General features: G+C 46.5%; 20 protein-coding genes. 4 read left to right on the forward strand and 16 right to left on the reverse strand.

All coding sequences use genetic code 11. The features are described 5' to 3' along the window. Positions 1-175: 175 nt before the first annotated feature. The 11 genes from LPAF129_RS08405 to LPAF129_RS08455 all read right to left on the reverse strand — a co-directional run bounded on the left by LPAF129_RS08405 (position 176) and on the right by LPAF129_RS08455 (position 11678). Positions 176-397, reverse strand: coding sequence for a hypothetical protein (locus LPAF129_RS08405; RefSeq protein WP_244056133.1), 222 nt, complete (start codon positions 395-397; stop codon positions 176-178). A 195-nt stretch (positions 398-592) separates the two neighbouring features. Next, the gene (locus LPAF129_RS08410) at positions 593-1570 is read right to left on the reverse strand and encodes an NAD(P)-dependent oxidoreductase (protein ID WP_244056136.1); all 978 of its coding nucleotides are present in this window, start codon (positions 1568-1570) and stop codon (positions 593-595) included. Then, positions 1570-1707, reverse strand: a complete 138-nt coding sequence (locus LPAF129_RS08415) for a hypothetical protein (RefSeq protein WP_244056139.1) — start codon at positions 1705-1707, stop codon at positions 1570-1572. Before LPAF129_RS08415 ends, LPAF129_RS08410 begins: the two co-directional genes overlap by 1 nt. Positions 1708-1771: 64 nt before the next feature. After that, positions 1772-2800, reverse strand: coding sequence for a M48 family metallopeptidase (locus LPAF129_RS08420; RefSeq protein ID WP_244056142.1), 1029 nt, complete (start codon positions 2798-2800; stop codon positions 1772-1774). A gap of 15 nt (positions 2801-2815) precedes the next feature. Next, positions 2816-3373 (reverse strand): LemA family protein, encoded by a 558-nt coding sequence (locus tag LPAF129_RS08425; protein ID WP_244056146.1) that lies wholly within the window; start codon positions 3371-3373, stop codon positions 2816-2818. Positions 3374-3449: 76 nt separating this feature from the next. Then, a complete protein-coding gene (gene menC / locus LPAF129_RS08430) occupies positions 3450-4523 on the reverse strand; it encodes an o-succinylbenzoate synthase (protein ID WP_244056149.1) in 1074 nt (357 codons plus the stop codon). A 2-nt stretch (positions 4524-4525) separates the two neighbouring features. Beyond that, positions 4526-5323, reverse strand: a complete 798-nt coding sequence (menH, locus tag LPAF129_RS08435; protein ID WP_244056151.1) for a 2-succinyl-6-hydroxy-2,4-cyclohexadiene-1-carboxylate synthase — start codon at positions 5321-5323, stop codon at positions 4526-4528. Further along, on the reverse strand, positions 5313-6971 hold the full coding sequence (menD, locus tag LPAF129_RS08440; RefSeq protein WP_265747485.1) for a 2-succinyl-5-enolpyruvyl-6-hydroxy-3-cyclohexene-1-carboxylic-acid synthase: 1659 nt from the start codon (positions 6969-6971) through the stop codon (positions 5313-5315). The genes menH and menD overlap by 11 nt, the downstream gene beginning before the upstream one ends. A 102-nt stretch (positions 6972-7073) precedes the next feature. Next, positions 7074-8519 (reverse strand): SLC13 family permease, encoded by a 1446-nt coding sequence (locus tag LPAF129_RS08445; protein ID WP_244056154.1) that lies wholly within the window; start codon positions 8517-8519, stop codon positions 7074-7076. A gap of 471 nt (positions 8520-8990) precedes the next feature. Continuing rightward, positions 8991-10148, reverse strand: a complete 1158-nt coding sequence (locus LPAF129_RS08450) for an ArgE/DapE family deacylase (RefSeq protein WP_244056157.1) — start codon at positions 10146-10148, stop codon at positions 8991-8993. 27 nt (positions 10149-10175) lie between these two features. After that, positions 10176-11678 (reverse strand): YfcC family protein, encoded by a 1503-nt coding sequence (locus LPAF129_RS08455; protein ID WP_244056160.1) that lies wholly within the window; start codon positions 11676-11678, stop codon positions 10176-10178. A 758-nt stretch (positions 11679-12436) separates the two neighbouring features. Between LPAF129_RS08455 and LPAF129_RS08460 the strand changes: the two genes are divergently transcribed. Further along, positions 12437-14185, forward strand: coding sequence for a TaqI-like C-terminal specificity domain-containing protein (locus LPAF129_RS08460; RefSeq protein WP_244056163.1), 1749 nt, complete (start codon positions 12437-12439; stop codon positions 14183-14185). Positions 14186-14500: 315 nt separating this feature from the next. On the opposite strand, the gene LPAF129_RS08465 is transcribed toward LPAF129_RS08460, so the two are convergent. Next, positions 14501-15496, reverse strand: a complete 996-nt coding sequence (locus LPAF129_RS08465) for a nuclease-related domain-containing protein (protein ID WP_244056166.1) — start codon at positions 15494-15496, stop codon at positions 14501-14503. A 105-nt stretch (positions 15497-15601) separates the two neighbouring features. After that, positions 15602-17998, reverse strand: a complete 2397-nt coding sequence (locus tag LPAF129_RS08470) for a phosphoketolase family protein (RefSeq protein WP_244056168.1) — start codon at positions 17996-17998, stop codon at positions 15602-15604. A 298-nt stretch (positions 17999-18296) separates the two neighbouring features. On the opposite strand from LPAF129_RS08470, the gene LPAF129_RS08475 reads away from it, so the two are divergent. Next, positions 18297-19142 carry a YitT family protein gene (locus tag LPAF129_RS08475; RefSeq protein ID WP_244056232.1) on the forward strand — a complete coding sequence of 282 codons (846 nt, stop codon included), beginning with the start codon at positions 18297-18299 and terminating at the stop codon, positions 19140-19142. Positions 19143-19452: 310 nt separating this feature from the next. Here the strand turns inward: LPAF129_RS08475 and LPAF129_RS08480 are convergent, their stop codons facing one another. Continuing rightward, positions 19453-19860 (reverse strand): OsmC family protein, encoded by a 408-nt coding sequence (locus LPAF129_RS08480; RefSeq protein ID WP_244056171.1) that lies wholly within the window; start codon positions 19858-19860, stop codon positions 19453-19455. 289 nt (positions 19861-20149) lie between these two features. Between LPAF129_RS08480 and LPAF129_RS08485 the strand changes: the two genes are divergently transcribed. Continuing rightward, positions 20150-22390, forward strand: a complete 2241-nt coding sequence (locus LPAF129_RS08485) for an Aq_aa27 family P-loop NTPase (RefSeq protein WP_244056174.1) — start codon at positions 20150-20152, stop codon at positions 22388-22390. A gap of 465 nt (positions 22391-22855) precedes the next feature. Here the strand turns inward: LPAF129_RS08485 and LPAF129_RS08490 are convergent, their stop codons facing one another. Both LPAF129_RS08490 and LPAF129_RS08495 read right to left on the reverse strand, forming a co-directional pair. Beyond that, entirely contained in the window at positions 22856-23158 is a 303-nt protein-coding gene (locus LPAF129_RS08490; protein ID WP_244056177.1) for a hypothetical protein, read from the reverse strand. Between the two features lie 139 nt (positions 23159-23297). Further along, positions 23298-24539: a DUF3114 domain-containing protein gene (locus tag LPAF129_RS08495; RefSeq protein ID WP_244056179.1), complete on the reverse strand. Its 1242-nt coding sequence runs from the start codon at positions 24537-24539 to the stop codon at positions 23298-23300. A 107-nt stretch (positions 24540-24646) separates the two neighbouring features. Between LPAF129_RS08495 and LPAF129_RS08500 the strand changes: the two genes are divergently transcribed. Further along, complete coding sequence (locus LPAF129_RS08500) at positions 24647-25516, forward strand: RluA family pseudouridine synthase (RefSeq protein WP_244056182.1); 870 nt, start codon at positions 24647-24649, stop codon at positions 25514-25516. Positions 25517-25660 lie beyond the last annotated feature (144 nt).

Consider the following 25660-nt stretch of genomic DNA (forward strand, 5'->3'; position numbering starts at 1 on the left):
GCTGGCCCCAGCCACACACCCCAACACTTTAAACTAGCTATCAAAGTATAAAAAAAGAACTCCACCTTTAAGATAGAGTTCCAAGGACCATCAACACTATTTGACAAAGTCCCAAAATTAAAAGGCAGCCACAGTGAAAATCAGCTGTGGCTGCCTGGAAAATTGTAATTGGTTGTCAGAAAATTAACACGGACATGCGCATGATCGCAACTGACTGGTTACAAGTTTGCCGTTCTTTTAGCCAGTCTCGGTCTGACTGGTTACAAGTTTGCTCTTCTTTTAGCCAGTTTCGATCCAACTGGTTACAAGTTTGCCGTTCTTTTAGCCAGTCTCGGTCCAACTGGTTACAAGTTTGCTCTTCTTTTAGCCAGTCTCCCTGTTTGGCCCTTTCTTTCACGATTTTGGGACCAGACTCGTCCTGTTTGGCCCTTTCTTTCGCAATCTTAGGGCCAGACTCTTACACTGGCTCATACTTTGTCCGACTTTGCTCCAGAGTAACTTACTCTGGCTCTTTCTTTGCCTGACTTTGCTCCAGAATGGCTTGCTCTGGAGTCTTCTTCTGCAATCTTAGGGCCAGACTAATCTTCCTGCCTTAATTTACAAATTTAAAGACTGCCTCAGGCTGACCCGTCAGGTAGTGGACAATATTTTTGCAGGAGATCTCTTGCAGCTTGCGCAAAGACGTTTGTGAATAAAAGGCGGCGTGCGGCGTGACCAACACATTCTCGCGTCCCAGCAAAGGATGGTCGGCCAACTGCGGGTGCTCATCAGCTAGCACATCTAAAGCGGCACCCCGCAGCTGACCCTCATTCAAGGCAGAAATTAGGTCGGCCTCCACTACGCTTGCGCCCCGCGCCATGTTCAAGAAATACGGGTGGTGTTCCATTTGAGCAAAGCAAGCCTGGTCAAAGAAGGCAACGTTCGTCGCATTCAAGTTCATGTGGTTAGAGATCACATCAGCTTGCTGCAAAAGCGGTGCGGGCGTAGCACACATTTCCACACCCGCCACCTGCTGAATAGTCTCCGGGTCATAGGCCAAGACGTGCATTCCTAAGGCCAGCGCCTTACGAGCGACGCATGCCCAAATTTTGCCGAGTCCAAAAATTCCCAGCGTCATCTCTGACAAACGCGGGTTGCAAGCGGGATAGTCGTAAGCCCACTCCTTCCGGCTTTCCACCGTATGGATGTATGGCCGAATATTTTTAACCAGCGTCAACATTTGTGCGATGGTGAATTCAGCGACGTCTTCCGTGCAATATTCACCCACACAACAGACCTTGACTTGCCGGGCCCGAGCTGCATTAAGGTCGACGTTATCATAACCGGTCGCGTTGACCGACACTAGCCGTAAGTTCGGCGCGGCAGCTAACAACTGCGCGTCGACCGGGATAAATCCGGTCAGTAAGGCCGTCGCATCGTGCAGCACCCTGGAAAATTCTGCTTGTTTTCCAGGGTCATACTCATAAACTACTACCTCTGCCCCTGGCAATCCCGCAGTCAAAATAGCCCGTTCCAGCTCGTGGGTCGGCATCAGCGAATCCTTGAAATCCGCGATCACAATTTTCGTCATTATTTATCCCGACTTGCCAACCGCCAAATTAGGACGGCGAGCCCGATTCCGACTGCCACGTAAAATGGACGACGCGCGTTGATTTCAATATCCAAAGTTTCTGGGGTCTTGTTAGTCTTAACATCAAAAAATTTCATGGATTTCTTCTCCTTTGGTTGTGAAAAAACTGCTTCCTTCTATTGAGAAGAAAACAGCTAATTTTTAATCAATTAAATCGTGTAAACGAGCAATGCGCTCCTCTAACGGTGGATGGGTGTCCAACAAGTTAGTCAGTCTGAATTTCCGGCGCTTGGGCTCCGCCAACCCCTGCTTTTTCATCTGCTTGACGTCTTTTTCAGACAGCGGGGTCCGAAAACACAGTGTCGCTGCCTTACTATCGGCGTAGGAACTCGGGACTTGGTCTTCTTGCAGCTTAGTTAGTGCATCGATCAGGCCCTGCGGATTTTGGGTCATGTCCACGCCCGAAATGTCGGCCAAACTTTCACGCTGACGCGATAAAGCCAGCTGCATCAAGGTTGCGACCGGTACACCGATCAGCTGGATCAGCCAGCCGCCGATCAACATGACCAAACCGATGGCCGCGCTGCTTTTATTGCTATCGCGGTCGTCGTCATCATCGTCATCCCAACTGCCAAACCACAACATACTCTCGCCAATTTCAGCCAGCCAGTAACCGGCACCAGCAATAAAACTAGTCAGGGCCACGGCGATCGAACCGGAGCGAATGTCATAGTTTTTGATGTGCGACATCTCGTGGGCTAAGACACCCTTGAGTTCTTCACGGTCCATTAACTCCAGCAAGCCACGGTTGACACCGATCGCCGCATGTTGCGGATCACGGCCAGTCGCAAAAGCATTGGCTTCTTGGTCATCGATCAAATAGACCTCAGGGGTGGGGATCTCCGCGGTGATTTGGAGTTCGTCAATAACATTGAGCAACTGTTTTTCCGCCAAAGATGCATTCTCTGGGTCCAGCCGTCTGCCATGCACCGATCCCATAAACACACTGGTCGTATTATAGTAAACAAACAGCGAATAGGCCACGGCCGCTGCCAGAAAAAGGCCCGCAGTCAGCCAAACAATGGTCCAATTAGTCAGTGAGTCATCCGAGCTGATCCAGGCGACCAGCCAACCGACAAACAGACCAATCAGTGTCACTAAGACGCTAAAGCCGACCAGCACGAGGGTCGAATTGCGTTTATTGTGCGCAATTTGTTCTTCAATGGTCATTTGTTAGTCGCCGCCTTAAAATTTAACTTGCGGAGCTTCCCGTTGTGTTTCGTCCGTGATTACTTCCAAGTTCTGCTTAACCGTGAAATTAAACATCTTAGCCACCAAGTTTGACGGGAAGACTGTGACGATATTGTTGTAAGCCAAAATGTGTTTGTTATACATTTGCCGGGCTGCAGCGACCTTGTTTTCGATCGTTGTTAACTGTTCTTGCAAATTCAAAAAGTTGGTGTTCGCCTTCAATTCTGGGTAGTTTTCCGCTACAGCAAACAAGTTTCCTAAGGTGTGACTCATTTGTTGGTCAGCCTTAGAACGTTCATTCATATCCAAGTTAGAGTTTCCGACCTTGCTGCGCATTTCTGTTAGTTTGGTGAAGGTCTCTTGTTCGTGCTTGGCGTAGCCTTTAACGGTCTCCACGACGTTTGGGATCAGATCAGCCCGGTATTTGAGCTGAATGTCGATCTGCTTTTCTGCCGTGTCGATGCCGTTGTTAGCGCGTTGGAGCTTGTTATAGCTGGTCCATAAATAAATCCCGATAATCGCTACGATTGCAATTAAAATTATCCATACCATGATTCTCATCCTTCCTTCTTCGTACCTAACTTAGATTGTAGCAAAACTTCACTGCAAAAAGCTATTTTGACGCCTTTTAAAATTGCGGGATAACTCCATTTCCACTAAATCTTGGGACTTGCAGTTGCCCAGCCCGCAACTGAAATTCTGGTTGAGCATAATCGTAGGCGAAATAGCGGTCCGTTGCAGACAAGTCACCCGGAAAAGCAAATTCCGCTAAACTAGCCAACGCTAAATTGGTGGCGCGCCCCACTCCGCCTTCGACCATCCCGCCACACCACAATGGAAAGCCTTCTGTCCGGTGGGCCGCAACTAGCTGAAGGGCCGGTGTTAAATCACCTAAGACGCTAGACTTCATCGAGATAATTCGACGCTCTCCTGCCCGGATCGCCCGCACAGCATCTGCGACAGACTCAATTGGTTCATCGTAACAGAGGTCCGTTTGCAGCTGACTTTGTAAGTTAGCGGTCGCTTGCTGAGCGTTTCTGGCAAATGGGTCCTCTAACATTGTCAGACCTAAAGCGTCAATTTCTGTCGCCAAAGCCGCAGCCGGTGTCAGTGAACCATTCGCATCCACACACAGTTTCGTCGTGGGAAAAGCTTTTCTAACCGCAGCGATCCGCTTTAAGTCAGTGTTACCATGAACCTTCAGCTTAATTCGTCCATAGTTGGCGGCTTGTGCCTGTCGCACACTCTGACATGTTTGTGCTAATGATTGAATCCCCACACTAATTCCCACTGGAACGTCTGGCTGCCAAGTCGTCTGAGCACTAGTTGCCAAGACTTGCGCTAACGGCTGCCCCTGACGTTTGGCATAGAGGTCCCAAACTGCCGAGTCCACAGCCGCTTTGGCCAACTGATTATCTTTGACTGGATCCATCCGGCGGTATAACTCTTCCGGCTGGTCAAACTCACGGTCCGTGACCAGGTCCGCCAAAACCTCCGTGATGATCCAGCGCGCGGTGACTTGCATTTCACTGGTGTAAAATGGCCGAGAAAAGGCTTCAAGTTCTCCATAGCCATGCATACCAATTTCATCTTCTAGGCCAACCACCGTTAATTCACGGGTCGTTAAAGTTTCATGACTGGAGACAAAGGGCTGTTTCAATTGCAAACTAACTGGATGCAGCCGGACTTTAACGATTTTCATCTTTACTGCTCTCCTTTCAAAATCCGCAGGTAAGCAGCCGGTTGTTCCTGATGAACATTATGGCCCGCTCCCGTGACAACGACCCGCTTAGCGTCGGGGATCAACTCAGCCATTTTAGCCGTGATTCGCTGAAATTTCTGGTCCAGCTCACCCGCAATTAAAGTTATCGGACAAGTTAGTCCTCCTAGTCTATCCCAGAAGTTCGGCATCGCACCGGTCCCCATCCCGCGCAAACTAGCAGCGAGTGCCAGTGGATCTTGTGCCAGTCGTTGGGTCCGGATCGCAGCTTGCTGTTCTTCTGGCAGTTGTCTTTGCGAAGCAAAAAGCGGCAAATTTTCCCAGTGAGCAATAAATTTAGTGAACAGCTCACGCTCCAACTGTCGGGCTTGTAGTTCATCTTTTTCCACCCGCTGCCGCCGTTGATGGTCATCAGCAATGCCTGCCGTCGAGCTTTCTAAAAATAATTTACCGACTAATTCAGGATAGCCCAAGGCAAAACCCAACGCTAACCGCCCACCCATCGAGTAGCCAACTAAATTGACGTGGGTAATTTCCAACTGCGCCAAAATTGCCGCCAGATCCGCGGCTTGCTGAGCCAGATCGTAATCCCACGGATCGTGGCTGGCAGTCGTTTGCCCGTGTCCCAACAAATCTACGGTAAGCACCTGACCTGTCAAACCAGCTGTGACCTGCCCAAAATCCGCGTGAGAGCCCATAAAGCCATGCAGCAAGAGCCACGTTGGCTGTCCAGAACCTTTTTGCTCAACCAAATATTGCTGTCCATTGACCTTAATTTTCATCGAAGATTTTCTCCACTTGTTTTGCGACCTGTGCTTTTAAACGATTCTGTTCGTCAGGGACGATTGCTCGTTTGACAGGCACCTCAACGATCGTTAAGCCCTGGGGCTGGCGCTGAATTTCTGCAGCCAGTTGCTTGGCATCAGTGACCTGCACGTATTTGGCAGCATAAAACTGGGCTAGTGCTGGCAAGTTTAAATCAAGTGGTGTTCCAAAGACTTTTTCGAACTGAGTTTTTTCTTGATACTGCGGCAAAATCGAAAAGATCCCGCCACCATTATTATTTTGCACGATGATCGTTAAATTCAAAGCATATTGTCGTGCCATCATTAAACCAGTCAAGTCATGGAAAAAGGCTAAATCACCAATATACAAATAATTTGCGCGAGAGTGGGCTGATACCCCGAGGGCAGTGGAGTTGACCCCATCGATTCCATCGGCACCTCGGTTGCAGAGGACCTTGATCCCGCTTATTTGTGGTCGGAACTGCTCGTCAATATCTCTGATTGGCATCGAGTTGCTGACAAAGAGTGTCGATTCTGCTGGCAGATTGTCGCCAATCACGCGGGCAACAGCTGGCTCTGTTAATTCTGCTTGCTGCGTATTTTCTCGCAAAGTCTTAGCCACTGTTTGATCCAACCGTTGCCACTGTGCTAACCAAGCCAGCGTCGCACCGGTTAATTCACTCAATTGTGGTAAAATTTGCTCCGCACTCGCTGCGATCACGGTCGTCGTGCTCAAGGAATGGTCGCGCCAACCGCGGTCAGCGTCTAAATAGACAACGGGTGCACTCTTTTGGGCCAACCAATTTGTAAGTGGTGCAGAAACTAGTGTCGCGCCAGTTCGTAAAATGACCTCCGGCTGGAGAGTTTGTGGCAGTTGGGAGACGGCCTTAAAGAGAGAGTCGCCAGTCGTTAGTGCATTGGTAAAACCTCTTACGCCAGAAAGCGGGTCAGCTAAAATCGGCCAGTTCATCTGTTCTGCAAAAGCGGCGATCGCAGCCGCGTTTTGTTGGCCATCGGTGACTGGTCCAGCGACGATCAGGCCTTTTTTGCCAGCGAATAAATTTGTTAGTTGTGCTTGCGCTTCCGCTGGTAAACTAGCAGTCAGCTGAATTTGCGTGGGCTGGCTTGGTGTTGTGACGGGCACTTGTTTCAAGTCAGGCATCAACGGCTTACGCAAAGGCAAGTTCAAGTGCACCGGTCCACGGGGATGGGCTAAAGCAATCGACACAGCCTTACGAGCGACATAGGTCGTATAAGCTAGTTCCTGGTCTGTTGCGGCTGCACTTGGAGCTGGCAACTGATAGGAGACTTTGACCGCTGAACTATACATTTTAGGTTGATCCAACGTTTGCGGGGTCCCGATCGCCTGTAATTCTGGTGGTCGATCCGTCGTTAAAACGACCAACGGAAGATTGCTGGAATTTGCTTCCCAAATAGCAGGATAGTAATTAGCCGCTGCAGTTCCTGAGGTACAGACCAGTAAGACTGGCTGACTACTCGCTTTTGCCAGACCGAGGCCAAAAAAGGCGGCTGAACGTTCATCAACGTCTAGATACAACTTAATTTTCCCCTGGTCCTCTAACTGACCTAGTAAAATTGCGACTGGTGTTGAACGTGAGCCGGGAGATAAAACAACCTGCTGAATTCCACTGTCTTATAAGGCAGCCAATAATCCATGGACACGCTCAGTTAATACTGTTTGAATCTCTTTCATTCTGATTAAATACTCCTTTAAAACTCTAATTGACTACAAAAAACTAGCTGCCAATGGATAAGCAACGACTGACATCACAAGGATCACGACCACTAACAAAACTAAGCCATATTTCATTAGGCCAGCAGTATTGATCCAACCTGAGCCACTCGCCGCAGCTGTTGCAGGCATGGCCGATGGAGCAGCAATTCCTGTTGACGCAACCATTCCTAGCACGCAAGCCAAGGCAGCCACGTTTAATTTGCCAGTCGCTAAAGCAGTCGGAACCGCTAAAGAAACTACAACTTGAACCGTCATAATATGGGAAGAAAAACTACTTTCCAATGCCGCCCAAACGATGAACAAAACTACGATCAATGCCAATGACTGCCCCTTGATCAAAGAACCCATGCCAAACTGCACGACCTTTAACAAACCAACTTTAGGATTAGTCAAAGCAGCTCCCAAAGCCAAGGTCCCAGTCGACATTAACAGGGTTGGCCAAGAAACACCCTGACCCAGTGCCTCTTTCAAGTTCAACAGTGGTCTTCCTTCAATGTTTAACACAGCCAAAACCACGGTTCCAACTAACGGAGGAAAGGCATTCCCATACTTAGTTAAATCAACGGGAATTCCTGGCCACAACGTTTTTAATGGTTCGGGTAAGATCCAGGCTAAAACAACTACGATAAAAATTCCAATGACCCACTTTTCTCGCCGTGTCAAACGTTGGGCAAAGACATCTGCAAAATCATTTTTAGTAAGGCGTTTGAACTTTGACATGTCTGGCTTGAACAATAACTTCCACGCTAGGATCACGAGTACAAAAATCAGCAAACCAGCGGGTACTGCAAATTTCATATAAGCAAAGTTACCGACAGTAATTTGCGTGAGCGACTTTAAAATTCCCAGCGCAATCACCGGATAAACGTGGGCAATCGGGGTCATTCCGGCCGCTAAGCAAGTAAAAGCCACTAAACCGACCATTAATAGTCCAGCAAACTCTTCGCCCTTTTGCAATTTCAACAGCTGCAAGATTTCTTCCAAAATTGGCAGTAATAAGAAAAACAGAATCGTTGGTGATAAAAACAGTCCCAGCAATAAAATGACGGCAAAAAAGGAAACAGTAAAACTCCACGGTCCCCTTTGCGCGAAACGATTTGTGACAAATAAGACTGCGATCCGCTTGATCATGCTTGTTTGCGACAAAGTATAGGTCACGATAAACGTGAACAACAGGAACAAGAATGTACTATTCCCAAATGAGCTGGTGAAGACGGTGTCCGGACCAATTGCCGGAATCAGTGCCAATAAGGCCAGACTTAGCAAACTTGGCCAGGAAATATCAACCGTCAACCACAAGAAAAGTGTGCCAAGAAAGGTTCCTGCCACCTTCACTGCATCAGCGGACATGCCGCCCCAACTGCCTGAAAACCAAAAAACAGCAATAATCGCTAGACCTACTAGCGTTTTGCCGTCGATAAATCTCTTATTTTCCACTTCTAAAATCTCTCTCTTTCTATGTAAAATACGAGCTGAATTTACGCCTTCTTTCTAAAGTTCGTATTTTAGTTAATACTGACAATTCTAACACTATTTAACTCAAATACTATTAAAAATTTTTTTCTAGCTTAAGAAGTGAACTTAGCGAGACTTTGTTCAGTAGAAGTTTCGTTTGAACCTTCCTTTGCCGATCTTGGGGCCAGACTGCTTTCGTTTGGACCTTCCTTTGCCCATCTTGGGGCCAGACTGCTTTCGTTTGGACCCTCCTTTGCCCATCTTGGGGCCAGACTGCTTTCGTTTGGACCTTCCTTTGTCAATCTTGGGGCCAGACTGTTTCTGTTTGGACCCTCCTTTGCCCATCTTGGGGCCAGACTGTTTCTGTTTGGACCCTCCTTTTGCGATCTCAGGCCAAATTAAAAAGCTGACCGTCTCCCATTTGGCAGGAAACCGTCAACTCAGCTCAATCTATTAACTTAAATACTTCTTCGCAAACCGTTCATAAAACTCTGCAGCAGCTAAATACTCGGCGACGTCCACGTATTCATCGATTTGGTGGACCGAATCATTACCGGGACCAACGACCAGCATTGTCGGTGCGGTCGGACTTTTGACAAAATTAGAGGCATCGGTGGCGCCGGGTTCCCCGACAACTTTGACGGGATGCCCCACAATTTCGGTCAACATCGTCTGCGCTGTCGTAACATACTCGCCAGCAATTTCACCATTGACTGCCTCGCCTAAATAATCGTACTGCAAATCAAAGCGATGCTGCGGCAGCTGATTTGCTTGCGCCACTACATCCTCTAAAATTGCCTGGATCTCCGCCACCGTATAGAGCGGATTGATGCGAATATTTCCGCGTGCCGTAATTTTACCCGGAATACTGTTGACCTGGTCGCCGCCTGAGATCATCGTCACATTGTGCACGACTGGCCCCAACGTTTCGTGGATCCGGGGCAGGTTTCTCAATTTGTCATTGGCCAACGAAATAAAATCCAGCATATTATCTAAAGCATTGATCCCGGCACCAGCTTGGGAGCTGATAGCAACCTTTCCATAGGAAGTGATCGTGTAATCAATATCGCCGTTGCTGGCGTACACAACGTTCAAATCGGTCGTATCTTCGCCAATTACTAAGACATCCAAATCATCCACATAGCCTTGCTTGGTTAGTTCCTTAGAACCCCACATGCCAGTTTCTTCGCCGACCGTCGCTAACAAGCGTAACTCGCCATGCAGTGGTATGTTCTCGTCTAGTAAGGTCAAAAATGTCCCGACCATCCCAGCCAAACCACTTTTCATGTCAGTCGTGCCGCGTCCGTACATTTTAGTATCGTGGTCGTAGAGTTTGCCAGAGAATGGATCGTCGTGCCAAGCGGACCGGTCGCCTAAATTAACGACATCCATGTGGCCCGAAAATCCGAGCGTAAAGTCTCCGTCCAGCGGTCCAATTGAAATCACGACACTTTCACGGTCACCCTGATAAGGTACACGCGTAAAACGCACCCGTTTGCCATAGGGAGCAAATAATTTTGCCAAATAATCAACGACCTGTTTTTCATGATCATCGATTGTTTCAATTTGGATCAAATCCTGCAACAACTTGATTTGTTTTTCTTGATCCATTTTCTGGTCTCCTTTCATAATCTCAACTTACAACAATGCCAATACTACCAAATACCCGCAAGAAATCAGCAACAGTCCAACGGCCATCTTCCAGACCCACTTCCACCACACGGAAATATTGATGTGCGCGATCTGCATGGCACCTACGACCACGGCGGAAGTTGGTGTCAGCATGTTGATCAAACCTGAAGCAGCTTGGTAGATGCTGACCACAACGTTTGATTCGACTCCGGCAAAGTGGCCCATCGGCCCGATGATTCCCATCGTAGCAGCCGCTAAGCCGGATGTTGATGGAATCAGGAAAGTCATTGGCAAATAGAAAACATAAGTGGCCAAGGTGTACATCACCTTGTTTGAGCCTTGCAAAGCCAATTCACCCCAGTGTAAGACGGTATCAGTTAACAAACCGGCATCCATCACAACTTGGATTCCCCGGGCTAATGCAACCACGATGGCAACACTTGCGAAATCTTTGACGCCATTCATGAAATAATCCACAAATTCTCCTTCCGGCATGTGATAGACAAATTTGATCAAGATCGACATTCCGAAAAACAGCATCGTAATTTCATTAAAATACCAGTTCCCGAAAGCAACCATGTTTCTACCCAAAACTGTTCCAACAATTGGCAGGTCTTGCAGCCAATTTACCACCGACGTAAAAATCGTCCAGTGCGGATTGATTGTTTGCCAAGGAACTAAACCGACGATCATGATCACAAAGGTGGCCGCAAAAATCCAGAGCACGTGCTTTTGCCCACTCGTCAGCTTAGGAACTTCATCGCTGGGCTCCAACTCGGCTCCGTCTTCACTACCATACAGGATGGACTTCGTTGGGTCCTTTTCGATCTTAGATGCGTAGTGGTAGATGTACCAAATTGAAAAACTCAGTGTGATTACCAACAATAGCAAGCGGGATAACAACCCATCGCCCATCGAAATATGGAGTGTCTGAGATGCCACCCCTGTCGCAAACGGATTAACCGTCGATGCCAAGTTACCAACCTGGGTCCCCACCAGTGGGACCGCCACAGCAACGATGGCATCCAACCCCATCGCCTGCATAATGGGGATCAGCAGTGGATAAAACGCCATCGTTTCTTCGGACATGCCAAAAGTTGAACCACCCAGCGCAAACAACAATGTTAACAGCGGAATCAACATCTTCTTTTGTTTGGCATACTTTTGCACTAAAACCTTGATTCCATCATTTAAAGCATTGGTCTCGTTGACGACGCCCAAAAAGCCCCCAATCACCAGGATGAACAGGGAGATCGAGATTGCTCCTTCAGTCGTTTTGTTGCCAACCATCCCGATCACAGGTGCCATCAAGATGTCCCACAACCCCTGCGGTCGACTAGCGACAGTATGATAACTATGGTTAATTACGTCGCCAGCTTGGTTGACGTTATATTGTCCAGCTGGAATGATCCAGGTCAAGACGGCGATGGCGACGATCAACAGGAATAAAGTGGTAAAAGCGGACGGCATCGAAAAATAATGCTTGCACGCTTGTTTTTGTTTTGACATAAAATTACCTTCTTTTTAATAACAGAGTGGAAAAAAGCGGTTAACTCCCGAGCATTATCGTGGCCTGGCCTTTAATGCGTTTTCGGCATTGAAGGTTGGGCTGGGATAAGCGGAAGGAGTTGCTTTGAGTAACTCGACTAAATAACAGAGTAAAGTGAAGCGGTTAAGAGACGAGCACCATCGGAACCTAGGAACTAATGCGGTTTCGGCATTGGTTTCTGGGTTTGGATGGGCGGAATCTCTTGCTTCACGTAACTCGACTACAATAAACAGAGTGGAGGGAAACGGGAGAAAGCGAGCATCATCGGAACCCAGGAGTTAATGCGGGCTGGGCATTGACCCTGAGTTTGGATGAGTGGAACTTTCTGTTTCACGGAACTCGACTAAATAACAGAGTGGAAAAACTCGCTTAGAAGACGAGCATTAACAGGCTTTCGGGCATGATGCGTTTTAGGCATCGTAACAGAAAACAGGTTAAGCGGAAACTTTTGCCTCACGCAGCTCACATAATAAGAGCAACAACCAACATTGATTGTTACAAATTTAACATACCAAATTTTCAGGTACTTGTGAACCAGAATTCAAATTACTCATCGATTCACTAAAATGCTTTTACCAGTATTTCATGAGATAGCCATTTTTAGCGGTTTCATTATAATTTTGTATTCACATTATTTGAAGATACTCAGTCAAATCAGTCCGGTAGAATTTTAATTTTATGGTAAAATAAGGACAATTTGAATTTGAGGAGAGCAGAAATGAAACGAACTGTCAGCAAAGCAACTCTGGCAAACTGGGAACGCCTCGGCAGTGAACAAAAGCAGCTCGTTCACCGAGCAAATAAAACCGATTCCCTGCGCAAAATTTTCCCAGATAAATACATCATCAATCAAAAAAATAAAAGCAAGATTTTAGCAATTGCAGCCTGGATCGACGCACAACAAATAGACAGCTCGGCAGCTATTTGTGTTTTAGCACTGCAGACAGTCTATCGTTCACCACACGTCAGTGCTGCCAACCAGGACCGTTTCTATCAAACGGTTGTGCAAGTCTGCCCCCATTTACCAAAATTACCAGACGAAGAAACTTGGCAAGTCGACCTAGCAGAGCCGGACTTTTTAGGCGCTCTCTACCAGACCCTCCAAGCAGAAGGCGCGCGCAACAAAAACGGCCTGTACTACACGCCCGCGTTTGTCGTCGATCAATTACTGGCAGAACTGAACTTCAGCGATGATGACTACCTGTTAGACCCAGCCGTCGGGACCGGAATTTTCTTGTGTGAATTAGTCCGTCGCTTCGGAGTTCCAGTCGCCCAAGTGCACGGCACGGATATCGACCCGGTCGCGGTCGTGTTGGCAACAGCTAATCTCTTGCTACAAGCTCCGGCCAACGACAACACCTACCCCGACGTGCGAGTCTGCGACTACTTACAAACTTGTGCGGTCAAACACCCCACCAAAATTATTGGCAATCCACCGTGGGGAGCTAAAAAAATGGCGGATGTCTTAGACAGTCAATTAGGCCGGGCGGACTCTTTTGCCTACTTCATCGAAAGAAGCTTAGCTGACCTGACTGACGACGGCACACTGGCATTCGTTTTGCCAGTCTCGCTTTTAAACATTGCGACCCACGAACCGGTGCGGCAAATGTTGTTAGCCAATTCAGCCATCGCGACGATCACCAAACTACCGCGACTCTTTCAGGGAGTCGTCTCAGATGTGTGTTTGCTAACTGTCCAAAAAGATGTTACTGCAACAAACTCTATCAGCTTTGTCCAAGAGAACCGCAGTTTATCGATGCCTCAAAATGCTTTGGAACGGATGCCGCACCACAACTTTCTCCCGCTGCAGGCTCAAGACCGGCAAATTCTGTACCACATTTGGCAACAGGAACATGACAACCTGGCGCACAGTACGTGGGGGCTGGGAATCGTGACCGGCAACAACGATAAATATGTGATGTCGGCTCCAACTGACTCTGACCAGCAAGTTGAGCCGTTGATCACGGGCAAAGAAATCCACCCGTACATGGTCGGCGAGCCGCAACGGTTCCTGAAGTTTGAGCGAGCCAACTTCCAGCAAGCTGCGCTAGACAAAATCTACCGGGCACCTGAAAAACTAGTTTACAAGTTTATTAACAACCGGCTGATTTTTGCTTATGATGACCAGCAGCGGCTAACACTGAACAGCGCCAACATTTTGCTTCCAGTCGTTGCTACGCACAGTTTGAAGACCGTGCTTGCCTATTTAAATTCGGAACTGTTTCAGTATTTAAACCAAGTCTTATTTGCGAGTCCGAAAGTTTTGCGCGGAAATTTGGAACAACTGCCGTTTGCCAAACTCAGCGTGAGCGAGCGCGTGCAATTGGAGGCGCTCGTGGACTCGCAACTAACGGGAACAAGTTCCATGACTACCGAAATTGACGCGTTCGTGTTTGCCAAATACCAACTAAGTCCCGCCGCAATTTCGCGAGTTAAGCAAGTCCTCGCTAGCGATGTTTTTGCCTAATCTTATAGATAGCTCACCCCCAGCCTCCTGCAAGTTCGTCAAAGCAAGAGACTGGGGGTGAATTTTAATAGTCTGGCCCCTCTTTTCACATTTTTGGGACCAAACACTTTTAGTCTGGCCCCTCTTTTCGCGTTTTTGGGGCCAAACGCTTTCAGTCTGGCCCCTCTTTTTACATTCTTAGGGCCAAACACCTCTAGTCTGGCCACCCTTTTTACATTCTTAGGGCCAAACACCTCTAGTCTGGCCCCTCTTTTCGCATTCTTAGGGCCAAACACTTCTAGTCTGGCCCCTCTTTTTGCATTTTTAGGGCCAAACCTACTTTTTCCATCTACAACGTTTTTCTGTGTCTTCAAAATACTGTTCTTGACCAGCAAACCAGTATTTAAATCTTAAACCATAGTTTTTATAGCCAGCATGGCTTTTTGAAAAACCTATTTGTTCAAAATGTCGACTTAATTGTCGTCGTAAATACTTTTCCTTCCCCCCTTCTCCCAAAAACCGTAACAATTCCTTACGTTTCAAGTTATGCTTGAAATACAAGACACCATAGTCGCAAATCGTGCTGACGTAGGCTAACTCCTTACTTTGGCAAAAGCCGCACCGCCGACAAGAAACAGTGTAGCGGTCAAAGCTCCAGTCAAAATGACAACAGTGTGGGCAACAAATGCCCGGCCGCAACGTCTGGTCAGCTCGTGCGGCAAAATCTTGTTCAGGACGATAAGCTGGAGCAGCGTACTTCGCCAACGCTCGCCGGTAGCTAGCCAAACTGATGGCGGGATAGATTTCTGCTTCGCGTTTGAGTTTGGTTAACCAGTTGGGAATCTCGCTGTAACGAAGGACCTGCTGCACTGCCTGCTGCTGGATATCTAACTTAACTTGCGGGTCCATAAAAAGTAAGACACGCTGCACCGTTAACTGCAGGCCTTCCGCTTGAAAAATTTGCTGCAGCAAGTCGCAGGCGCGGTCAATTTGACGAAAGATGTTGGTCGCAAGCAGCCGCTGCCCAGAATACCAGCTATTTTGCTTAAAAGTGTAGCTGCCCCGGTAATTTTTTGCGTCGAGCAAATAAACCGTGTTGCCCACTAGCACCAATTTGTCAATTTGAGCCAATTCATCCTTAAATTGCAGTGTTAAATCGTCGCACACTAAATCGGCGTGACCGAAAAAAGTTGCCACCAACTGATCTAACTGCAACTCACCTTGGTAACCGCGAACTGAGCGCTGCAGCTGATTCTTTTCTAAGCCAGTCAGTGCAGCACGCTGATCCAAAACTTCTAAAAACTGTAAGTCCAATGATTCGGGTCTTAGCACTTTAAAAACCCCCTTTACTAAATAGATACGCAAAAAAGTCCGATTTTAGTCAAATTGAGCTAAAAAAAAGCATCCTGCCTGTTTAGACAAGATGCTTTGCATTAATTATTTATTTAATGGTTCCCAGTTCCAATTTTCCACTTCTGGTAAATCAGTACCTTCATCACGAATATATTGATTGTGTTTAGCAACCATATCATCCATCCGACTAGCAAAGTATGCACCCTTTTGTGCATAGGCTGGAATTGATTCTACCGCATCCTTAGCTAAGTGGTAACGGTCTAATTCATTCAAGACCCGCATATCAAATGGTGTTGTGATATCCCCGTTTTCACGGTAGCCGTGAATGTGAACGTTCCGGTTATGGCGGTCAAAGAAGATATCTTTGATCAAGTCTTCGTAACCATGGAAAGCAAAGATCACTGGCTTATCCTTAGTAAAGTACTTGTCGAATTCTTCATCCGTCAAGCCGCGAGGGTCGTTCTTAGGTGAACGTAATTTCAAGATATCAACCACATTGATGAAACGAATCTTCATTTCTGGGAATTCTTTGTTCAACAATGAAATAGCGGCTAATGCTTCCAAATTAGGTTCGCTGCCCGCTGCAGCAACTACTAAGTCAGGTTCTGCACCTTGGTCAGTTGAAGCCCAGTCGATGTAGCCTAAGCCTTGGTCGACGATCTTCTTAGCTTCTTCAATGCTGTACCATTGACGGCGTGGATGTTTGGAAGAAACGATGACGTTGATCTTTTCGTAATCACGGAAAGCCTTGTCACCCACGGCCAACAATTCGTTCGCATCAGCTGGGATATATTCACGGATAAATTCAGGTTTCTTTTCTGCCAAATGAGTTAACAAACCTGGGTCTTGGTGAGTATAACCGTTATGATCTTGCTGGAACACGGTTGAAGTGTCCACAATATTCAATGAAGGATATTGTTTTCTCCATGATTGTTCCTTAGCTTTACGCAACCACTTGAAGTGCTGAGTCAACATTGAGTCGACCACGCGGCCAAATGATTCATAAGTGGCAAAGAAGCCGTGACGACCAGTTAAGACATAGCCTTCCAACCAGCCTTCAGCTTGATGTTCGGACAATTGTGAATCGATCATACGGCCTGAGTTAGCCAAATTATGGTCGTTTCCTTCTTTGATGTCTTCCATCCACTGACGTTTTTGACCGTCCAAGATGGCATACAAACGGTTAGATTCACTTTCATCAGGACCGAAGCCGCGGAAGTTAGTTGGGTTCAATTCAGAAACCTTGTTCAACCACTTGGCCCATTCGATCATATCCTGATGTTGTTCAACTCCACGTTTGTCAAACTTGACCGCATAATCGCGGACTTCTGGGAATTTCAACGGTTGTGGGTCGATCCCGCCGTTAGTAATTGGGTTGACAGACATCCGCTGTTCGCCCTTTGGAGCAAGGTCACGCAATTCGGCTTTTAAAGTGCCGTTTTCGTCAAATAATTCTTCTGGCTTGTAGGACTTCATCCAGTTTAACAACAGGTCTTTGTGTTCCATGTGATCTGCATCGACAGGAATTGGTACCTGGTGAGCACGGAATGAACCTTCGATCGGGTCACCGTCTAAGTTGAACTGTGGACCAGTCCAGCCTTTTGGTGAACGGAAAATGATCATTGGCCAGTTGGGCAGATCAGCTTGTCCATCGGCCGCTTTAGCTGCTGAACGAGCCTTTTGCTGGATGCCCTTGATTTCTTCGATCACAGTGTCTAAGGTTTTGGCAAACTGGGCAGAAACTTCCAGATGGTCAGTTTGTGCATCAGCTTCCACAAAATATGGGTGCCAGCCCATACCGCTAAAGTAGCTGGTCAAATCGGCGTCACTCATCCGTGACAGGATCGTTGGGTTCGAGATCTTAAAACCGTTCATGTTAATGATTGGCAAGACTGCCCCGTCTTTAACTGGGTTGATAAATTTATCAGAGAACCATGAAGCTGCTAATGGACCAGTTTCAGCTTCACCGTCACCGATTTCAACGGCTGCGATCACATCAGGGTTGTCCAAAATTGCACCTGTCCCATGTGATAATGAGTAGCCTAATTCTCCACCTTCATGAATTGAGCCGGGAGTTTCTGGTGCCGCATGAGAAGCCACGCCGCCTGGGAAGGAGAATTGTTTGAACAATTTCTTCATGCCTTCTTCATCCTGGGAAATTTCAGGATAAATATCAGAATAACTACCATCTAAATATGAGTTGGAAACCATCACTTGGCCGCCATGACCGGAACCTTCAATATAAAACATGTTCAAGTCATACTTGTTGATGACCCGGTTCAATTGCGCATAGATAAAGTTCTGAGAAACAATTGTCCCCCAGTGGCCGATCGGCTTAACTTTAACATCTGCAGCAGTCAAATCGCGTTTCAATAACGGATTGTCGCGCAAGAACAACTGACCAACTGAAATATAGTTGGCCGCACGCCAATATTTGTCTAACAGTTCTAAATATTCTTTGGAATCATAATTTACAGGCATAATCTAAGCACACTCCTTATAAGTTGCTAAACCTTTGAGTTAATGACTGACTATCACTGACCGAAAGTTCGGTCTTCACCTATTATAATAAAGCATTTTCGTTAAAAGTCAACCTTTTAAATAATTGGTACGACCCAATTAAAAAAGTGGATGAAAGACTGATTTGGCAAGCTGTTAGCGGGGTATACTTCGGTTGCGACGCAAATTTTTGCCAAATTTTTTCGTGACTAATTGCTTTTAGCTGGTGCTTATGGCATGCTGGAAAGAAACATTATTGAACAAAGAAGGTCTCTTACATATGAAACAAGCTCACAAAAAGCTGCTGCAAAACTGCCTGCTGATCATGGCCGGCGCATTCATTTACTCGGTCGCAATCAACGACCTCTTATTACCCCACCAAATTGGTGAAGGCGGCGTCACTGGTTTGACAGCGCTAGGTTTTTACACTTTAAAAATTCAGCCGGCACTGACCAATATTGTGCTGAACTCCATTTTGTTAGTGATCGGCTACAAATTTTTGGACAAAAAGACGATCTTCTATTCCTTATGGTGCATCGCTTGGATCTCAGTCTTCCTGAAATTGCCGCCCATCCTGCATTATCAAACTAAGCAAACCCTGATCCCCGCAATTTTTGCCGGCGTCTTAATGGGTGCCGCAATGGGACTGATCTACCGTGGCAATGGGACCATCGCCGGCAGTACTATCATCGCCTCAATTTTGAACAAGTACTTTGGCATTCAAACGGGGACCGCCATGTTGGGACTCGACTTGCTGGTGGCCATCCCGTCTGGTTTGGTGATTGGGACCGAGCGGATGTTTTTGACCATCATCGAACTGTATATCGCAGCCGAAGTCTTGAATATCTTGAATAATTTATTTGGCGCCAAATACTCCGTCAAAATTATTACGAGCAAGGTGGAACCGATGGCCGCTGCTTTGTCTGACCAACTCAAGCAAGGCATCACAATGGTTCACACTCACGGCTATTACAGCGGCGAGCAGCGCGATATGATCTACATCATTTGTTCCAAAAAGCAATCCGTCAAACTCTTTGCCTTAATTGAGGAACTGGACCCCTCCGCGATGATCGTGCTTGAGCCAGTCCACAGTGTCGCTGGCAACGAGCTGCAGCTATTAAAATAACAGGTTAGAAGACTCTGCCTAATAATAATGACAGTATTAAGACAAAAACGGCTGCTAAGAGTGGCCGTTTTTTTGTCGAATTATGCTTTGTTTTCTTAGTCGAGCTTCTCAAACCAGAACTTTCCGCCCATCCAAACTCAGGGTCAATGCCGAAAACGCATTAACTCCTGGGTCCCGATGGTGCTCGAGTTCTCCCGGTTTGTTTCGCTCTGTTTTCTTAGTCGAGCTTCTCGACCTTCAATGTCGAAACCCCAGTAAAGGCCAGGTCACGATCATGCTTATCTCTTAACCGCCACGCTTCGCTCTGTGTTTAATATTCAAATTGGTAATCAATGTTGGGATCTAACGAATTGTGCACGGTGCAGCGTTGCAAAACGTCGTCGATAAAGTGCTGCTGGTCACCGGATCCGAGGTCTGTTTCCACGTCAAATACGACCTTGATCTTGGAGACCTTAGAAGATTTGTCTGAGAAACGTTCAGTTTGGCCGCTCGTATTGAGGTCAAACTTCTTCAAGTCGATCCCCCGACTCGCCGCGATCGATTGTGCCGTGATCGATAAACAGCCGTTGAGCGCCATCAACAGGTATTGAACCGGGTTAGCACCGGCATCAGTCCCTTTTCCTGCCACTGGTTCATCCAAAATAATCGTATGCCCGCCAGATTCCGCCCGAACTTGGCGGCCAATGTGTTTAATGCTTGATTTAACTGTATTCACCATCAAAATTCTCCTTTCAGCTTGTTCACTTCTTATTCTACCGTGGAACCGTTTGCTTCCCCAAGTATTTAGCTTGGAGAAAGTTGAACGGCCGGTCCTGTTTGACAAAAGTAGCACCGGCTATCTCAATTGCCGGCCCTACATAACTAAAGCAAAGCACCGAAGCTCCCCGTACCTTTCTCCCCAGCCAGTCGTAACCTGCCCCACCATTTTCCAGCAAACCTTAGATACTCACGAATTATATGTTAGAATTAATCATGAAGCGCTTAACAAATTAAAAGGGAGTGCCACGATGGTCGAACTCAAAACTACCAATATTTTATATGAAAATGAACCAATCAACTGGACAATTGAGCAAATCTTTGACCAGCAAAAATTTGATGAACTACTAGGAATTACATATTCCGTTTCACCAAAGTTTGTCAACCAATACTTAGAAGGATTCCGGCAAGTCATGTTAGTCGTTGGTATCCCAGAAGGCACGATCCAAGCTGCTACCAACGATGAACTAATTAAAACCACAGTCAAGTATGCCAATAAGCAAACCGCCAAAAAGGATGCACTAAAATTTTTTGGCAACTTAAAATCACCGCTCAAACAAGAAATTTTAGACCACAAAATAGAAATGCAAGTTCCTCAAGCCGGCTACTCGATCCACTCAAAATTTTATTTGTTGAAAAATAGCCAAACAAATGACACTCGAGTGATCGTGGGCTCAGCTAATTTATCTAACCAGGCTTTTGATAATCACTTTAATCAATTTGAAGAAGTCTTCATTTATGATAATAGTTCACTGTATGATGTTTTATACAGTCATTATCTCCAAGATCTTGGTCCAATTTTAACGGATTATTTTCCCCAGGAATTATTTAAAGTCGTCAAGCAAAAGAAAAAAGAGCGCCAAGAATTACCAGCTGCTGACCAACTGGTTTCCGCAACAATTTTCGATGACCAAGAAGTATCCCAAATGCAGCAATCTGCCATTTCTAAGACGGTCGACAATCTGAAAAACGGGATCTCGTTGGGAATCTTGCCTGAAAACACTGGTGAACTGATCAATCAGATCCAAGATGAACGCTCCTCCGCTAACCAAGCTCATCAGGACAAAAAAGAAGACCAGCTGGCAGAAAAATTATCCTACGAGATCTCTAGTGACCTGATTTCAAATCGGAACCAGAAACATCTAATTGCAACTCAGCCGACGGTCAAAAAGCGGTTAGTCAAACGTTTGAAAGTCAGACAGGTTGAAAAAGTAGCTGAAACAGTCGCCGAGCGTTCTTCTTTATTATTTGAAGAATCAACGATCGACTTATTACGACAACAATCCGGCTTGTTTGCAACCGACACAGTCAACCGTAAAAAGGCAATCCCTTTTGGTAAATACGCCACGAAAGAACAAATTAAGACCTCTTTGGCAACAATCAATCACTTATTGAAAAACTATGAAAAGTTTACTATTAAATATAACAATGACTATGGTTCACGTGTCTACGAAGCAATTTTATATGCTTTTACTGCTCCATTTATTTCGGTGATCAGGCACCATGCAGGTTCAGAAGAAGAACAAAAAGATGTCCCCCAATTTTTATTTCTCGGTGGTACAGCAAACTCAGGAAAATCTAGTTTACTGCGCATCATTTCGCGGATGACGGCGGTTGGTCGGAACGGGAGTGATTTTATGGATTACGCCACCATTTTGCCAGAGGGTACTCATAATAAGAAGTCACAAACCATCCAACAATTAGCGAATTGGCTCCAAGAGTCTAACGTCCATCCTTTACTGGTTGATGAAATTCCCAGTGAATTTTTCAGTAAGCCAAGTTACGGAGAAAACTTAGTGGTTAATACCACTAACACAGTCGATCGCCAGCAGGAAAATTATCCTGCCTTCATTGGTACGACCAATAGCGATGGTTACACCCTGCCAGAACGGGCGCGCCGCCGCAGTTATTATTTGAAAAATGATAAAGTTTTTGATGACAAATATAAGCAAGAATCCGTCGTCGCCTATAACCGGATCTTAGCTGAAGTCAATAATACTTTATTTAAGGATTTTGTTTTACGTTTTGCAGCCAGGATTGCCGACGAAAATCAACAATGGGATTACTATGAAAATGGCGGTAAAATTGATTTTTTGCATATTACCCGTGATATTTTCAAAGAATATTATGAAGTGGTCGATGAAGCATTACCAATTTTCTTTCCTGAGCACCGTTATGATGACTCACAAGAATCGAGTCAAGAAAAGTGGCGCAAACTTTTTCTGGGCTCAAGTAATGAATACTTTAAGTACAACCGCGATACAAATACGCTGATTTTCAAAATTTCAACTCTAGATGAAAATACCAGTCGCTTCGGTGATAGTCGCCCTTCCAAAGTTTACCGTGACGCTCTCTCACCTAAAGTTGTCAACGGTAATCCTGAAGGAGTCGACGTCGAATTAGATGCGCCTGCCTTTTTCGAATGGATCAACGTTAAAAATCCATATGCCAGCAAAAACCCCTTCAAAAAATTATTTGGTAAACAAGGTTAGTTGCTTACTAAGCCGCAAATTCTCTCAAATTACAGTACTAAACCATGGAACTCTATCGATCAAGTTAGGGTTCTTTTTGGTATGGAATTTGGGCAAAAAATAGTTTTCCATCGCTGCTGTAGACATTGATCGTCCAAACTTATGTCTACAAATCTCGCTGTACACACTACTTTTCCAAACTTCCGTCTACAAATCTCGCTGTACACGCTACTTTTCCAAACTTCCGTCTACAGAAATCACTGTTCGCTCGAAACTATGCAAATTAAGCCCCTGCTAAATTTTCCAGCACGCAAAAAAGCCTAGAAATCAGTTAATTGATTTCTAGACCTTTTTCTCTGTGTTTATAGTCAAGCTACTCAAAGCAACTCCTTCCGCTTATCCCAGTCTGACCTTCAATGCCGAAAATGCATTAAAGGCCAGACCACGATAATGCTCAGGAGCTAAACGCTTTGCTTCACTCTGTGTTTATTCTTCCTCTTCATCAGGATCAACGATGTCAGGGATAATATCAGCGTAAGGAATATCCTCTAAGCGATAAGCGTCCCGGACCTTAATTTTGGAAACTGTGTTTTCTGCATTCAATTCAAAAGCACTGCCATCGCGATGGGCTAACATTCCTGGTGCCAATGTTCCGCCAGGACAGATCACAACTAAATGACCTTTACCACCAGTAATATCGGCGTCATTTTCTTCTTTGGTTCCCATGTATACACAATATGACGGTGCGCCATTTACCAATAATTTGATTTGCTGAACAACTCTAGCCATTTATGCAATCCTCCTATAATAATTAAAAGCACCATACGACAGGTACAGTGCCTCACTTACAAGTTTTAACTAAACTGATCATTTACATAATTTAGCGGGCTGACCTTGGTCAATGCCCTAACAATACTGGTGTATTATATCATATTCGTCCCGTTTTGTCTAAAGACGCGTACCCGCGGACTGCACCAACTTGCTGACAGACTTGCCGGTAATGCGCATAGGCTGCCGAGCGTTTTGCTGGCGGAACTGCCTGCCAAGCGGCGAGGTCTGGCAGCTGCTTGACCAAATCAACGTACGGTCCGGCGTGCGCTAATGTGGCTGGACTGCGCAGTAGCCGAGTTGCTTGCCGGCGTACAGCCGGATCAGCAGGATGCTCGACATCCAGATTTTGGTGGCGGGAACGATCTCGTTTTCCCAGATCTGCGTAGGCACCGTGTGGGATTCCGTAGTTCAATGACTCCGTGTTCGCCACTTGTGCCAAATCAGCCGGAGCGACCTGAGTTTTGACCCAGCCAGTCTCGTCAACCTCATAGGCATTCCATTCACTGACGAATTGTCCGCTGGTCAGGTCGACGATAAACTCCGCCATTCGTGCGTTATTGTAGCGTTTTTTGTTAGCGGTATTGTGGGCTGGCAGCTGGACTTTGAAATTTTGCGGGACACTTTCGGGATCCTCGCTGCGGTTATGAAAAGCAGCATTAGTGGTCAGATCCAACGGCTGGTGGGCCTGGATCGCATAGGCCTGCAATTTCTCCCAGTCAGTGAGCCCCGTAAAGTTCCGGCGCACATACTGCAAGTTTTGCCGGTCAAACCAACTGCGCAATAAATGGAGACGCGCCCCCAGTTCATCCGCGTTCAACCCTTCTTTAGTCGGATAAGCCTGCCAAATGTTTGCGCGGATGGCCGCGTAGAATTCAGCATGTGGGGCAAGGTCAGGCGCTAAGTCGTGCGTACCTTGCAGCTGCAAAAAGCCGGCGTGATCAACTTGCCCGCCTAAATGGCGCAACACCAGCCGTAATTTCTGTTTGGCAGACCGGCGACTCTGTTCATACATTAAAGTATAAATTGGACTGCCAACTTGTTGTGTTTGTTCAAAACCGTCCACTAAACTTTCTCTAACTTCAGCGAAAGTGACAGAACTGACTCGTACTTGCACCGCCGTCAAATAAGCCTGCAACGCTGCTTGGTCCCAGTGGTCCGTTTGCCGTAAAAAACGCAGATGCTTGGCCAAAATTATTAAAATACTGCTCTTTAAGCCCCAGCTCCAAGTTGGCGGCCACTCTTGTTTTAACAGCCAGCGAAATTCTGTGGTCCGCTGCCAAATCAGGCCGGCCCCACCTAGTACGAGAAGCTTTGCCCAGCGAAATTTTTTTGTTTTCATTTACAGCTCATCCTCTCATTGTCTGCTTTCCAAACGGTGGACCCTTTTCAGTTTCAGTCAGATAGCTTATAATAAAGCCTATTATATACGAACAGAGGTAGTCACTCGTGATTTTAGAACGACATTTTCAATTACAAAACATGCCCCAGCCGCTCACGGTCCGCCAAACCTTGCAGGCATGGCTAGTCCCCAAAAAGTGGCAGCACGAACTGCGGATCAACCGGGCCATCGTGGTAAATGGTCAATACCTATCTTATAATAATTTACTGCATAACGGCGACCAAATCGACCTAAAATGGGAAACTCCGATCAAAACACAGCCATATTTGCCCGCCGCAAGTTGCGACTTTGCGGTCGTTGCTGAAAATGACGATCTGATCATCGTCGATAAACCAGCCGGCATCAAGACGCACCCCAATCGCCCCGACGAAAACGGGACGCTCTACAATCAGCTGGTCACATACTTGGATACTCCGCCCTTGATGTTACACCGACTTGACATGTTGACGAGCGGCTTGATCATGATCGGTAAAAATCCCTTAGTGATTCCAATTTTGGAACGGCAGTTAGCTCGCAAAACAATGCAGCGCAACTACGTGGCCGTGATTCCCTATGACCCAGCCCAACCAGCTGTTGGCGTGATCGATGCGCCCATCGGCTTGGACCCGACTGATAAGAGAAAACGGCGAGTCACACCCGATGGCTTAGCGGCCCGTACGCGCTATGAACTCCTGCAGCATAATGACCGTTATGCCTTGGTCAAATTGACATTAGAATCCGGTCGGACTCACCAGATCAGAGTCCATTTGGCCAGCCGACAGCTCGCAATTTTGGGCGACCCATTGTACAGCACACAGCCAGCCGACCGCATGTACCTGCACGCTTATCAAATTAAATACGACTTGCCCTTTGATTGGCAGTCCACAACTGTTGAAGGTCAGATTCCCGCAGAGTTTCTACGTTTGACCCAAAATTAAAAAAGTGTCGTACCTGAGCCGAAAAGCTGGAGGTACGACACTTTTTAAGTTAGCTTGCTGGTCTTAGTTTGGGAAAGTTGAGGCAGCTTTTGCATTTGCTGACCCTGTTTCGGGAAAGTTAGGGCAGCTTTTGCAATTGCTAAC

Origin of the sequence: Ligilactobacillus pabuli, assembly GCF_022836475.1 — a bacterium.
Lineage (GTDB): Bacteria > Bacillota > Bacilli > Lactobacillales > Lactobacillaceae > Ligilactobacillus > Ligilactobacillus pabuli.